This window comes from Moraxella catarrhalis, from assembly GCF_001632285.1.
GTDB classification, from domain to species: domain Bacteria; phylum Pseudomonadota; class Gammaproteobacteria; order Pseudomonadales; family Moraxellaceae; genus Moraxella; species Moraxella catarrhalis.
Window position 1 is genome coordinate 130,526 of sequence record NZ_LWAH01000001.1, and the last position, 13,859, is coordinate 144,384.

Annotated in this window: 10 protein-coding genes; 8 read left to right on the plus strand and 2 right to left on the minus strand. The window is 41.5% G+C overall.

Annotated elements, in window-relative coordinates:
* Positions 1–229: 229 nt before the first annotated feature.
* From A4U55_RS00550 to A4U55_RS00560, 3 genes are all read left to right on the plus strand, one after another.
* A complete protein-coding gene (locus tag A4U55_RS00550) occupies positions 230–1,447 on the plus strand; it encodes a hypothetical protein (RefSeq protein ID WP_003666550.1) in 1,218 nt (405 codons plus the stop codon).
* 98 nt (positions 1,448–1,545) lie between these two features.
* On the plus strand, positions 1,546–2,778 hold the full coding sequence (locus A4U55_RS00555) for a transporter (RefSeq protein ID WP_003670747.1): 1,233 nt from the start codon (positions 1,546–1,548) through the stop codon (positions 2,776–2,778).
* A 236-nt stretch (positions 2,779–3,014) separates the two neighbouring features.
* Positions 3,015–5,702, plus strand: coding sequence for a prolyl oligopeptidase family serine peptidase (locus tag A4U55_RS00560; RefSeq protein WP_063453889.1), 2,688 nt, complete (start codon positions 3,015–3,017; stop codon positions 5,700–5,702).
* A 188-nt stretch (positions 5,703–5,890) separates the two neighbouring features.
* Here A4U55_RS00560 and A4U55_RS00565 read toward each other — a convergent pair whose 3' ends face one another.
* On the minus strand, positions 5,891–6,124 hold the full coding sequence (locus A4U55_RS00565; RefSeq protein WP_063453890.1) for a YheV family putative zinc ribbon protein: 234 nt from the start codon (positions 6,122–6,124) through the stop codon (positions 5,891–5,893).
* A 4-nt stretch (positions 6,125–6,128) separates the two neighbouring features.
* Positions 6,129–8,252: a M3 family metallopeptidase gene (locus A4U55_RS00570; protein WP_063453891.1), complete on the minus strand. Its 2,124-nt coding sequence runs from the start codon at positions 8,250–8,252 to the stop codon at positions 6,129–6,131.
* Between the two features lie 216 nt (positions 8,253–8,468).
* On the opposite strand from A4U55_RS00570, the gene A4U55_RS00575 reads away from it, so the two are divergent.
* The 5 genes from A4U55_RS00575 to clpX all read left to right on the plus strand — a co-directional run bounded on the left by A4U55_RS00575 (position 8,469) and on the right by clpX (position 13,626).
* Positions 8,469–9,218 carry an endonuclease/exonuclease/phosphatase family protein gene (locus A4U55_RS00575; RefSeq protein WP_063453892.1) on the plus strand — a complete coding sequence of 250 codons (750 nt, stop codon included), beginning with the start codon at positions 8,469–8,471 and terminating at the stop codon, positions 9,216–9,218.
* A 133-nt stretch (positions 9,219–9,351) separates the two neighbouring features.
* A complete protein-coding gene (rdgB, locus tag A4U55_RS00580) occupies positions 9,352–9,963 on the plus strand; it encodes an RdgB/HAM1 family non-canonical purine NTP pyrophosphatase (RefSeq protein WP_003661040.1) in 612 nt (203 codons plus the stop codon).
* A 184-nt stretch (positions 9,964–10,147) separates the two neighbouring features.
* Complete coding sequence (gene tig / locus A4U55_RS00585; RefSeq protein WP_003661042.1) at positions 10,148–11,482, plus strand: trigger factor; 1,335 nt, start codon at positions 10,148–10,150, stop codon at positions 11,480–11,482.
* A gap of 164 nt (positions 11,483–11,646) precedes the next feature.
* Positions 11,647–12,300 (plus strand): ATP-dependent Clp endopeptidase proteolytic subunit ClpP, encoded by a 654-nt coding sequence (gene clpP, locus A4U55_RS00590; protein WP_003661044.1) that lies wholly within the window; start codon positions 11,647–11,649, stop codon positions 12,298–12,300.
* A 9-nt stretch (positions 12,301–12,309) separates the two neighbouring features.
* Positions 12,310–13,626: an ATP-dependent protease ATP-binding subunit ClpX gene (gene clpX, locus A4U55_RS00595; protein ID WP_063453893.1), complete on the plus strand. Its 1,317-nt coding sequence runs from the start codon at positions 12,310–12,312 to the stop codon at positions 13,624–13,626.
* The last annotated feature ends 233 nt before the right edge of the window (positions 13,627–13,859 follow it).

Below are 13,859 nucleotides of genomic sequence, written 5' to 3' on the forward strand. Positions count from 1 at the left end.
AATCATTGAAATAATCACGCCATGATAACTTTATAACTTTAGTCTATTGCTTTTGGATTTTTTTTCATTATAATAACGACAAGATATAAAAAAGATAAAATATGAAACATAAGTTTATATAAGGTAATATTACCTTACAATTTGACTGGTTTTGTATCTCTTGTCTGTCTTTATCCTACTACGCCAGCTATCACAGCCAACAAAAAGTAAGTAAAAGGAGCAATTACTTATGAAAAAAACTTCCACACAGCTTGGGCTACTTGCCGTCAGCGTTTCGTTGATTATGGCAAGTTTACCTGCACATGCTGTTTATCTTGACCGTAACTTAAGAGATGGTCTGAAATTTGGTATCAGTGGTTCTGTCAATCCCAGCCTTAGCGTCAATTCAAGCACTTTTACTTATTTGGGTGACTCATCAGTATATGGCAATAATGCCACTTTAGAGCGTATGCTACAAGACCAAGACAGACAAGACAGTGATGAGCGAGCAAGACTCAATGGATTTGGTGGTGCTTCTGTTTATCTGGGTGCCCAAAAATACCTAACTCGGGATATTACTTTATTTGGTAATGTTGGTTTGTATGCACCAGCAAGCAAAGGTCAAAGAGCTGCATATGGCTATGGCGTGAATCTTGCCACCAAATATGGCAGTATCGGTATTAATACTGATAATGAATTTAGTGCTGGTGCTGGTACGCCCAGCGGAATTTATAATTTGGTTGATGGCTCAAACGAGTACAGCACTGCCATATCGGTTAGTACCAGCTATATCCCTAAGTTTAAGTTTAGTGCATACCATGCATTGCCTGGCTCACCTGATACACGGTCGGTGAGTAGCCACGAAAACTACTATATCCAAAAAGCACAAGGTCTTTCTGCATCTTATAGCCATCCTATTAGCCCAAATCAAACCCTGTCTGTTGGCACGGCTTATAGCAAAAGCCAAAGGCACAAAGATTTTTTTAGCGATACCGCCTATAATAACAAAACAGCGTCCACTGTGGGGCTAAGTTACCGCCAAGGAGATTGGAGTATTAGCGGTAATGTTGGTCAAGCCAAAGAAAATTTACACGGTGCGATCATTGATGATATTACCACAAAAGCTTTTGGGACAAAAATTAGCTACAAAGTAACCCCAAGAATTTCTGTTTCTGGGACTTATGGACAAAAAACCACCGATAAAAATACCAAGCCCAACAAACGCTTGGATATACCAAATATCATCGCACAACGAGGAGGTAATATTTCAAGCCGTGTGCATGAAAGTTGGTTTTTTGATAAAACCAAACAAAAAACCTATGGTCTGAGTGCAAGTTATTATATCTATGGCGGCATATCGATTTCTGCTTCGATGAACCAAACACGCACCACCAACTTTACCGAAGAAGGTGCGTATAGTGAGCGTAAGAATAACAGCTATCGCATTTCAACTGGCTTTTCATTTTAATGAATTTAAGCATACTCTATCAACCATATCAATGATGATAAACAGCTGCTAGCCATTCATCATTGATCAATAAACATTCAGGGACATAAGGATATTTTATGAAACCATCAATCATCAAAAACCCATTAAAGCTTTTGACCGCCATGATTTTGTTAAACGCAATGCCTAGCCATGCGATTTATAATCTGTATAAAAGCGGTGATTTTAGCTTTGATGTGCATGGTGAGATTAACACTTATGGGCAAAAAAATAGCCAAAAATATACCTACCTTTATCCAGAAACAGGCTGGGCAAGTGTTAACAATGACTACGAAGCCATCACCAAAGGTGCTTATGAGCAAAGAAGTGATCGCCGTGTACGCTTGGGGCAAGATACAGGTGCTTCTTGGACGGAGTTTCGTGCATCTAGAAAACTAAGAGATGGCTGGCGTGTCAGTGGAGCGATTGGTTTTGGTTATTATGATAGCGGTACAGGTATGTACCTAAATAGTGCTAATATGGCATTTGATAAAAAAGATTTAGGTTCTTTGTCATTGGGTCGTCAATATCTGCACACGGGCTATGTCACACGCACCAATACCTATACACCACTTGAAACTTTTGGGGAAAATAGCATCCGCTTGGATTATACTGCCATTAAAGGATTGCATGCCAGTGGCTATTATAGCCTGCCAGCTTCAAGCGATGTTCGTAAAAAGAAGAATGGGCAAGAGGTAGAGGGTTTTGGTGCGTCTGTTAGCTACCTTCATCCACTTGATGATCATCAAACGGTGCGTGTTGCATTGGGCTATAGTGATAGCCGTCAAAACGCAAAAACCACAGGTAGAGACAGTAATTTTTATGCTACCAAGAGCCAAGGTACGGCAGCTTCGGTTGAATATCGCAACAATAAACTGCTATTGGCGGCAGATATTGGGCAAAAAAATGAACAAATCAATGGTACTGTTACCGATAAATCTAAGGGCAACTATATGGGCGTTAAGGTAGGTTATGAAATCACGCCTCGCCTAACCATGACGGCAGGCTTTGGTAAAAAAGTTGCTGAACGCACTCAAAAAAGCGGTGCAGCACTGATACATGCCTACCAAAAAGACTTGTGTGTTGCTGATGCCAATGATTCATGCCATAATTTTGTTCAGGCTTATGAAACAGCGTTATTTGATAAGATTGATTCAAAACGCTCTTATGTGCGTGCCGATTATTATCTAAGAGAAAATGTACGCCTATACGGCCGTATTGATGACGAAAAAATTACCAATCAGTTGGGTAATAAAGACTTTAGCAAGCTTCACAATACAGGCTATCGTACTGGCGTGTCATTCATTTTCTAAGCAGCTTCTTGGCTGAAAATATCATAAGTTGTTAAACAAATTTATCTTAAACCGTATGATTTTATAAATTTAGTTACAATCCATTTGAGATAAGATAAGTTTGTTTTCGACTTAGTTAAATTCATTGATGGTTAAACTCAAGCATCAGCTAATTAAATTTAATAGTATTGCTTGGCTGATTACTTTTTTGACCAAGCATACTAACTTTTGCTCTGTTATGGAGTACGGAGACAATAATGAAACTCAATAAACTAGCCGCTATTATCAGTGCTGGCATATCGTGTGCGTACCTGACCCAATGCACTTCTGTTCATCAAATGGCAACATTTGGCACCAAAACCATCGATAATGAAGCAGCTTTACAAGATACTAAGCCGCCCACTAACGGTGTTTATACTTATCCTGTAACACGCATTCATCAAGACAGTACGGATTATTTTTTAAGTGGCGAATATGGCAGATCAGCTGACCATGTGCGATCTGAAGGTGAGTTTGGCGACTCTTCAGCATACCCTCGTCCCGATGATGGCGTCAGTCGCTATTTTGGTGAAAAAATTGTTGATAAGTTTCGTTGGCTTGAAAATGTCGATGACATGAATAAAGACTACACCCAAGAAACTGATGAAGATCGTGATCGCAATCTGATTGGTTCGTTGCTTGAAGATGATGTGAAAGATGGGTTGTGTGATAACCGCACACGCAAAGATTTACAGACGGTTAAGCCAAAACAATCAAGCGAGGTTAATGATTGGGTAAATGCTCAAAATGAGGTAACCAATCAGTATTTTGATGCCAACCCAATCTATGAGCAAGTCAAAAACAATATTAACGCTTTGATGAGCTACCGCTATAGCTACCGTAAAGAAAATAAAGATGGCGTAGGCAGTCTTGAATTATACCGTCATGAAGACGGCTATATCCGCCTTGAGTTGACAGACACTGATGGCAATAAGCGCACCTTATTCAATGAAAGAGAGCTTTCAGAAGATGGTAATACCGTTTTGCCGTGGCCAGATATTTATGTCAGCGATAAAGGCTCTTATGTTGCCTATGTCACCGCCCCTGGTAATAATGATACAGACACCCGAGGACGCACAGATTTACATGTCATCGATATCAAAACAGGTAAAGCTGCCATTGAGCCGATTCAAAATGCTGACAATAACAGCATTATTTGGCTAGATGATAAGAGCTTTTTGTACATTCAAGGCTCACAAATCAAACGCCATGAAGTTGGTAGCAAAAAATGGGTTGATCCCATTGAGGTGACTTGGGGTGAGATCGATGGTGCAGGTCCAACGGATATGTGGTACAGCGATGATGAAACCAGACGGTATTTAGTCATTGAAGCATATAAAAAAGCACCGACTAGCTTCATCAAAGACACCAAAACCAATAAGGTATATCGTATTCACAGCGAAAAATTCTTTAATGACTTTTTCTATCACGCACCTGATTATACTCACGCACCGTTAGCCTCTTTGGTACATTTTGATGATAAAACGCTGGATGTTTACTTCATCTCAGGTGAAAAAAATATCAAGGGTGATATTTTCAAAATGAACCTAAACAATCCTAAAAAGCGTGAGATTGTGGTTGCTATCCCTGATGAGTATGATGAAACCTTAGAGGCGATTTATCACCCTGAAGCAGGCGGTCATTTTTTGATTAAATATCTAAAAGATGGCACACACAAGCTGATATTAACCGATACAACGGGCAAGATTGTTAAAGATTTGACACCTGACATACCAGGTAATGCGGACGATTTAACCAGCTATGTTGCAGAAGATGACAACAAGGATGGGGATAAAAAAGCAAAAGATAAAGAGGTAGCCGATGAGGATGATCAAACCCCTGATGAAAGCTATGTGTCTTTTCGCTTTAATGCCATCATTAAGCCTCGTACGGTTTATAAATACAGCCCATCAAAGGGCGAGTTTATTGATGTGCGTCGTCGAGATTTGATTCCTTTTGATGAAAATCTTTATGAAAGTAAACAAATACTTTACACCTCAAAAGATGGTACCAAAGTACCGATGAATATCAATTATAAAAAAGGGATTAAACTTGATGGTAAAAACCCAACCGTATTGTATGGTTATGGTGGGTTTGGGGCTACTGAAAATCTTGCCTTTCATAAAAGCAAAGCCGCTTGGCTTGAGCATGGTGGTGTGTGGGCAACTGCCTTTATCCGTGGTGGCAGTGAATATGGCCATACATGGCATAAGGATGGCCGCCTGCTCAATAAAATGAATGTCTTTGATGATTTTGCAGCTGCGGCTGATTATTTGGCACAATCAGGCTATGCTGATAGCAATCATTTGGCAATCTCTGGCGCGTCAAATGGTGGGCTGTTGGTGGGTGCTTCTATGGTCTTGCATCCTGAAAAATTCCGTGTCGCCATACCAGCGGCAGGCGTGCTTGATATGTTGCGTTATAACGATAATTTCCATACCCAATATTGGGCAGGTGAGTATGGTTTGCCCTATGACAGTGTTGCACAATACAAGCTTTTAAAAAGCTATTCGCCTTATCATAATGTCAAGGCAGGTGTCTGTTATCCATCAACATTGGTGATGACCTCCAAGCGTGATGATAGGGTGACGCCTTCGCATTCTTATAAGTTTGTTGCAGCTTTGCAAGATAAGCAGGTGTGTGCTAACCCAACTTTCTTATATGCAGCTGAGCAGTTTGGTCACTGGGCAAATACTTATCAAGAGCAAAAAAATGACTACAGTCTGTTTACAAGTTTTGCACTCAATGAAATGAATATCAAACATGTACCAGACCTAACTCATCGCCATGATGCTGATTTTTATAAAACTGATAAATGGCGTGAAGAAGAGGCCAAAGAGCATGCTAAACAGATTAAAAAACTGCAACAGCGGATTGATAAGCTCAATGAAACTAAGGATAAATAATGGCGTATTAAGTGTTAAATATGCATAAATTCTTATATCAAAAAAAGATGCTCAATCATTGGGCATCTTTTTTGTTGGGTATTAAACAGATGCGTGCAGTGGGCATAAAAATTACCTGCCATGATAATAACGCTCAGAAAGGCAAGTTTGATCTTAAATGATCATAGCCACGCTTGGTATTGTGAAATTTATCTAAACTTCACAATGCCAATGCCATCTGCTTGGGCGGCGTGTTCTTGGATGGTGGTAAGCTCATCAGGTGTGGGACGATGCTCATGATGCCCGCACTCAATGCATTCAATATATTCATCATAGTCAGGCTCAAAGACTTGAACTTGGACGATGGTATCTATTTTCTTGCAAGTGGGGCAAACCACACCAGCCAAAAACTGCCGCTTTGGGCGATTAGATTGGTAACGCATGTGATTATGCTTGATTAATCAAGCCACGATGGCGTAACAACGCTTCTTGGGTGGCTTTGCGTCCACGAAATGCCACATAGTTATCTTGGGCATCACGAGAGCTACCACGGGCTAAAATTTCATCACGAAACGCACGGCCTGTGGCTGGATTAAAGATACCATCTTCTTCAAATTTACCAAACGCATCTGCTGATAGCACCTCTGCCCAAATATAAGAATAATATCCTGAAGCATAGCCTCCAGCAAAAATATGACTAAAGCCGTTACCAAAACGCTGATATGAAGCTGGCAAGATGACGGCAACCTCATCACGCACAGCATCGGCTACCGATAAGATGTCTGCATAAGTGATTTGACCGAAGTTAACCATTTTAGCGGTGTGCAACCGCAAATCAAACAAACCAAGCTCCATTTGGCGTAGCGTCTGTAAACCAGTTTGGAAATTTTTGGTGGCGATAAGTGCATCTTTTTTATCATTTGGCAGGGCGTCACCTGTTTCTACATGGCGGCTAATTAGGCGTAGACCTTCATCGGTGATGGCAAAGTTTTCCATAAATTGGCTTGGTAACTCTACAGCATCCCATTCAACGCCACTGATGCCTGAGACATCAGCTACATCGACCGTTGTTAATACATGGTGCAGTGCATGACCAAACTCATGGAACAGCGTATTGGCCTCGTCAAAGGATAATAAACTGGGTTTATCACCAATGGGTGGTGCAAAGTTACCAATCACAAAGCCAACTGGCAAGCGTAACTCATCACCGTAAACTTGTCGGCTTTGGAAGCCATCTAGCCAAGCACCGCCTTGTTTACCTGCTCTGGCAAACAAATCAAGATATAAGCCGCCCAACAGTTCATGACTGTCTGAATCATGAATCACACAAAACAGCACATCCTCATGCCATGCAACATAGTTTTGTTTTTGGGTAACAGAAATTTTAACCCCAAACAGTCTTTGACAGATTTCAAATAAACCATCTAATACCACAGGTAGCGGAAAATATGGACGAAGCTCATCGCTGGTTAAGCTGAATTTGGTTTGGCGGATTTTTTCACTGACATAAGCCACATCCCAAGGTTTAAGTTCATCGAGACCTAAGCTTTGGGCGTAGTCTTTAAGTTCTTGATATTCTGCATAAGCTTGTGGCTTGGCGGCACGACTTAATGACAGTAAAAATTTCTCAATCTCATCACTGGTGTTTGCCATTTTGGTGGCAAGCGACAGTTCGCTGTAGTCTTGCATATCCAAAAGTTTGGCTTTTTGAGTGCGTAAATTGATGATATCCACCATAATTTGGGCATTGTCAAACTCGGTTGTATCTGGGCTTTGGTCAGAGGCGCGTGTATTATAAGCATGATAAAGCTCTTCACGCAGCGTGCGATTGTCAGCAAACTGCATGACCGCCAAATACATCGGCATATCAAGGGTGGCAACATATTCTGTTTCAAGTGTCGCCTCTGGATGCTTGGCACGATAAGTTTCGGCTGCTGATTTAAGCAGTGCTAAGCCGTTTTCGCTGATGCCTGATAATTCATCTGGGCGTAGTGGTCGAACAAAATGACGCGTCGCATCCATGACATTATCTGCAAACTTAGCAGAAGCCAAAGACAGCTTACTTTGAATGTCGGCAAATTGTGCTTTTTTATCTGCATCCAATGCCACACCAGATAAGCGAAAGCTTTGTAAAGATTTTTCAATGGCGCGTTTTTGAGCGGTATTTTGGTATTGGCTTGGTAGTTGGTCAAATTGTGTATCAACCAGCTGATACAAAGAAAATAAAGCGACAGATTGTCCAATGCGTGTGCCAAGTTCAGAAATTTTGGGTAGTACCTCATGGTGGGTCTGGCGGACGGCATCATTACTGGCAACGCTATTTAGGTGTGATAGTACGCTAAAATAACGGTCGAGCTTTTCGCTGATTGCATTAAATTTTTGGATTTTTTCAAATGCTTCTTTTGCGTTGGTTGGCAGGCTTGCCGATTCAATGTCGGTCAGAGTTTCGTTGGCATCATCTAAGACGGTTTGAATTAAATTTTTAAGTGTTTGAGGTGTGGCTTTATTAAAGTCAATCAACTGTAAGCGGGCGTCAAGGGGGGTATTTTTTAGGATGATATCGGTATCCATGGGGGATTTTCCTTTTGTTAGAGTATATCAAAAACAGTTTGGGCGGTCTAAAAGCCAAACTGTATGGGGTGCTTAAAATTTTAACCCAAATTTAAATGCGTACAGTTTTGAGTTTTACAAGGGTATTAAAACAAATAATCATCAATTTATCATCATCGTGCTACAATAGCCATCATTAAAATCAATTCTACCAACATATCCATAAAATACCACGCCATGAAATCCATTACAATCACCAGTTATAATATTCATAAAGGTATGTCGCCGACCAATCGCTTGGTACGATTGATGGGCATGAAGGATGCCTTATTAAAAACCAATCCTGATATTTTATGTCTGCAGGAGGTGCAAGGGCAAAATCTCAAACACACGATTAATTTTGCTGAATTTCCTGACGGTGGGCAACATGAATGGTTTGGCGAGTTTTTGGGCATTGCATCAAGCTATGGCAAAAATGCTGAATACGAACACGGTCATCATGGCAACGCAGTGCTTTCTCGCCACCCACTTGACCCAAAACACAACCTAAATATTACCGTCAATCGCCTTGAAAAAAGAGGTGTGCTTCATTGTGAGGTGCATCCAGATGGCTGGAGGCGTCCTGTGGTTGTGTTGTGTTGCCATTTAAATTTGTTGCATCGAGACCGCATTAAGCAATATCAAGCAATTCGTGATTATATTTTCACATTGCCAGCAGATGCATCGCTGATTTTGGCAGGCGATTTTAATGATTGGTCAAAAAAATCTTGTCAAGCCTTGTCATCACTAGGGCTTAGTGAAGTGTTTTTGCAAGTGCATGGTGAATATCCTGCCACTTTTCCTGCCAAAATGCCTGTATTAAGTTTGGATCGCATTTATGTGCGTAGGCTTAAGGTGCATAATGCGATGGTGCATGGCGGTGTGCCGTGGTCAAATTTATCTGACCATCTGCCCATCAGTGCGTGTGTTTCTGAGATGGATGAGTGATGATAATATCGTCAAATAATGTGGCTGTATCAGCAAAAATAGCGATATAAAAAATAACGCCATTTTGTCATGGTATTTGATAAAATTAACCAATCCAACCAGCTAAAACCAATCAATCACAAAGGGAGTAATGATGCAAAAGTGGGTATTAGCCAGCAACAATCAAGGTAAGTTGGCAGAATTTCAGGCGTTATTTGATGACGCTGATTTGGGCGTTCATATCATCACTCAAGGCAGCTTGGGGATTGGCGATGTCAGCGAAGATGGGAAGAGTTTTATTGAAAATGCCATCATCAAAGCACGCCATGCCGCCAAAGTCAGTGGGCTGCCTGCGGTGGCAGATGATTCAGGGCTATGTGTCCCCATTCTTGGCAACGCCCCTGGGATTTTTTCGGCACGCTATGCTGGACGACATGGCGATGATGCTGCCAATAATGCCAAACTGCTTGAGCAATTAAAACCCTATCGCAGCCGTGCCCCCATTGATGCCTTTTTTGTCTGTGTACTGGCGTATGTGCGTCATGGCGACGATCCGATGCCACTTATCGCAATTGGCAAATGGCATGGCGAGATACTTAATGAACCTGTGGGCGAGCATGGATTTGGCTACGATCCGCTGTTTTATATCCCCAAGCTTAAAAAATCATCCGCCCAGCTGGATCGTGCCGCCAAAAATGCCATCAGCCACCGAGCGTCTGCACTGCAAGATTTGCTTCGCCAATTAAAAGAAACTTGGCTGGTGTGATTTTTAGTTTTCGCATGGGCTAAGAGTTGTATTTTTCACAATGATTAGCTATACTGTATTGCTTTTAATATATTTATGTGGTTATAGTTAAATATTCTTTAATTGGGATATTAGTATATTTTCACAACTAGATTTTGGTCTTTTGACCGACTGTTTTTTATTTTTAAATGATTTAAGGTGAGTTATGAGCGATTTACAAATATCTGTGAATGTGGTTTCTGATAAAGAAACGCAGCTAACGGTCAAAGTGCCTGTAGGTAATATCCAAAGTAAGGTTGAAAGTCGTATCCGTAGTGTTGCAAAAACTGCCAAAATTGATGGTTTTCGTAAGGGCAAAGTGCCAGTGTCACACATTCGCTCACAGTATGGTGCTGGCATTCAGCAAGAAGTGATTAACGATGTCATTCGTGATACTGTCTTTGAAGCCATTGGCAACGAAAAAATCCGTGTTGTTGGCGTGCCAAACATTGATGATGTGAAGCTTGAAGATGATTTTTTGGTGTATCAAGCCACGGTTGAGACTTTCCCAGAAGTAGAAGTTCAAGGCTTGGGCGAAATTGAAGTTGAGCGTCACACCGCAACCATCTCTGATGAAGATGTGGATACCATGGTTGAAAATCTACAAAAGCAACGCCAAACTTTTGAAACCAAAGAAGGTGAGCTAGAAGAAGGCGATCAAGCAACTTTTGATTTTGAAGGCTTGATTGATGGCGAGAAATTTGAAGGTGGCAGTGCCGAAAATCACACCTTGGTCATCGGTTCAGGTCGCATGATTCCAGGCTTTGAAGATGGCATGAAAGGCATGAAAGCTGGCGAAGAAAAAACCATCACGGTTACTTTCCCTGAAGACTATCAAGCAGAGCATTTGGCAGGTAAAGAAGCGCAATTTATCATCACGCTAAAAGAAGTCAAGGCGTCAGCTTTGCCTGAACTCAATGATGAATTCTTTGAGCTGTTTGGTGTGACCGAAGGTGGTTTAGATCAGTTAAAAGCCGATGTTCGCAAAAATATGGAGCGTGAGGTAAAACATGCCGCTCGCAATCAAGTCAAACAAGCTGCGTTTGATGCTTTGCTTGAAAAAAATGAATTTGATGTGCCAAAAGCCATGTTGGATCAAGAAATTGACCGTCAACGCCAACTGATGCTAAATCGCTTTTCTCAGCAGTTTGGTGCAGATCCTAAGACTTTTGATTCAAATATGTTGCCAAATGAATTATTTGAAGATCAAGCATTGCGTGCCGTGCGTTTGGGCGTTTTGGTCAGCCAAATCATCGAATCGCAAAAACTCACTGTTGATCAAGACCGTGTGACTGCCTTTATCGCAGAAGCTGCTGAAAACTATGAAGATCCAGCAGAAGTGATTGAATATTATACCAATGATAAAGCACAGCGTGCCCAAGTTGAGTCTGTTGTGCTAGAAGATCAAGTGGTGGACTATCTGCTTGGTCATGCCAAGGTGAGCGATAAAACAGTCAATTACCAAGAGTTGTTGGCCGCAGCCCAGCAACAAGCCATCTAATCTTATGTTGAGCTAGGCTGATTGCTGATTTGACAAATACCCCAAGCTGATGCGTGGGGTTTTTGTTCTAAAGATAAAACCAGATCACTGAACATTCATGAAAACTTTGTTTTTAAAGATACTAAGTTTAAAAACAGGCATTAACGATACAAACTGAGAATACCATGAGCATAAAACACAATCCTTATTATGACCAGCTGACCGATGCTTTATATGCCCCTAACAATGCACTGGTACCTATGGTCATCGAACAGTCAGGTCGTGGCGAACGATCGTTTGATATTTTTTCACGCCTATTGCGTGAGCGAGTCATTTTCTTGACAGGTCAAGTTGAAGACAATATGGCAAACCTAATTGTCGCCCAGCTGCTGTTTTTGGAGGCGGATAATCCAGAAAAAGACATTCATTTATATATCAATTCACCTGGCGGTGTTGTCACGGCAGGCATGGCAATTTATGATACAATGAACTTTATCAAACCCCATGTTTCAACGATTTGCATGGGTCAAGCCGCTTCAATGGGTTCATTTTTATTGTCGGCAGGAGAAAAAGGTAAGCGTTACGCATTGGCAAACTCCCGTGTGATGATTCATCAGCCATTGGGGGGATTTCGTGGTCAGGCCTCTGATATTGAGATTCATGCTCGAGAAATCATTGAGCTAAAAGCCAAATTAAACCGTTTATTGGCAGAACATACAGGCCAACCGATTGAAAAGCTTGAGCGTGATACCGACCGTGACCATTTTATGAGTGCTGAGCAGGCGCGTGATTATGGTTTGGTGGATGTCGTACTTGATAAGCGACCAAAAAATCTATAAGGGGCTGTTATGACAACCAAAGAGATACCAAGTTGCTCATTTTGTGGCAAGAAAAAAACCGAAGTTCAAAAGCTCATCGCAGGCAATGACGCTAATATTTGTAATGAATGCATCGCTGTTTGTGGGGATTTATTGGGAGATTGGTCAAAACCAACCAAATCTTCTAGCAGATCGTCTGATCAATCAGCTGACACCAGCCACCAATCAGATGTCCAACTGAGCATTAAAACAGATAGCGATAAAGATGAATGGCTTAATAAAGTTCTGCCAAAGCCAAAAGAGCTGCGAGCACACTTAGATGATTATGTTATTGGTCAAGATGTTGCTAAAAAGGCACTGGCTGTGGCGGTTTATAATCACTATAAACGCCTGAAGGTTGCTAATGATAAAAAAGATACGGATGGTGTTGAGTTATCCAAATCAAACATCTTGCTTATCGGACCGACAGGTTCGGGTAAGACGCTACTGGCACAGACACTTGCCAAGATGTTGGATGTCCCATTTGCCATGGCAGATGCAACGACACTGACCGAGGCAGGTTATGTGGGTGAAGATGTTGAAAATATTGTTCAAAAACTGCTGCAAGCGGCAGACTATGATGTCCAAAAAGCCGAAAAAGGTATCATTTATATTGATGAGATTGATAAAATTTCTCGCAAAAGCGAAAACCCATCAATCACGCGTGATGTTTCAGGCGAGGGCGTGCAGCAGGCACTGCTTAAGCTCATTGAGGGGACGGTAGCAAATATTCCACCCCAAGGCGGTCGCAAGCACCCACGCCAAGAGATGATTCAGGTAGATACCAGTAATATTTTGATGATTGTGGGCGGGGCATTTGCTGGGCTGGATAAAGTGATTCGCCAGCGTACCGAAAAAACAGGCATCGGTTTTCATGCTGATGTTAAAGCCCAAGATGAATCAAGCATCACCGAACTATTTCGTGAGGTAGAAGCTGAAGATTTGATTAAATTTGGTCTGATTCCAGAATTGATCGGCCGCCTGCCAGTGATTGCAAGCTTAGAGGAGCTTGACGAAGCTGCCTTGGTGCAAATTCTCACCGAGCCTAAAAATGCACTGGTCAAGCAATATCAGTATCTTTTTGATATGGAAGGTGTTCAATTAACCTTTGAGCCTGAAGCACTGACCGCCATCGCCAAGCGTGCCCAAGAGCGAAAAACGGGTGCTCGTGGCTTGCGTTCTATCATTGAAAATGCACTGATGGATACGATGTATGAGCTACCTAGCATGACCGATATCGCAGAAGTGATTGTCACCAAAGGCGTCATTGAGTCTGGCAAGCCGCCAGTGACTAAGCCTAAATCGTGATGGGAGATAATCACATCCTGCTTATCAGATCTTACCTGCTATTTTTGCCAGCAGGTAAGATCTGTTTATAGGGGCTGGAATGTAATGAGTGTGAATTTTGATCACTAAAAGCTTAGTTTAAATTAGTTTATTGTATAAGAACAGATTTTTTCATAACAAAATCATGTTTATGAGATTGGCACATAATAAAAAAGCTAGATTGTAAGACCGTGTTCTGGATGTAGTAATATTAT

Coding starts and splice junctions, on each gene's coding strand:
- A4U55_RS00575 (WP_063453892.1), top strand. CDS start 8,469: ATGAAATCCATTACAATCACCAGTTATAATATTCATAAAGGTATGTCG.
- A4U55_RS00560 (WP_063453889.1), top strand. CDS start 3,015: ATGAAACTCAATAAACTAGCCGCTATTATCAGTGCTGGCATATCGTGT.
- A4U55_RS00565 (WP_063453890.1), bottom strand. CDS start 6,124: ATGCGTTACCAATCTAATCGCCCAAAGCGGCAGTTTTTGGCTGGTGTG.
- A4U55_RS00570 (WP_063453891.1), bottom strand. CDS start 8,252: ATGGATACCGATATCATCCTAAAAAATACCCCCCTTGACGCCCGCTTA.
- clpX (WP_063453893.1), top strand. CDS start 12,310: ATGACAACCAAAGAGATACCAAGTTGCTCATTTTGTGGCAAGAAAAAA.
- tig (WP_003661042.1), top strand. CDS start 10,148: ATGAGCGATTTACAAATATCTGTGAATGTGGTTTCTGATAAAGAAACG.
- A4U55_RS00550 (WP_003666550.1), top strand. CDS start 230: ATGAAAAAAACTTCCACACAGCTTGGGCTACTTGCCGTCAGCGTTTCG.
- clpP (WP_003661044.1), top strand. CDS start 11,647: ATGAGCATAAAACACAATCCTTATTATGACCAGCTGACCGATGCTTTA.
- A4U55_RS00555 (WP_003670747.1), top strand. CDS start 1,546: ATGAAACCATCAATCATCAAAAACCCATTAAAGCTTTTGACCGCCATG.
- rdgB (WP_003661040.1), top strand. CDS start 9,352: ATGCAAAAGTGGGTATTAGCCAGCAACAATCAAGGTAAGTTGGCAGAA.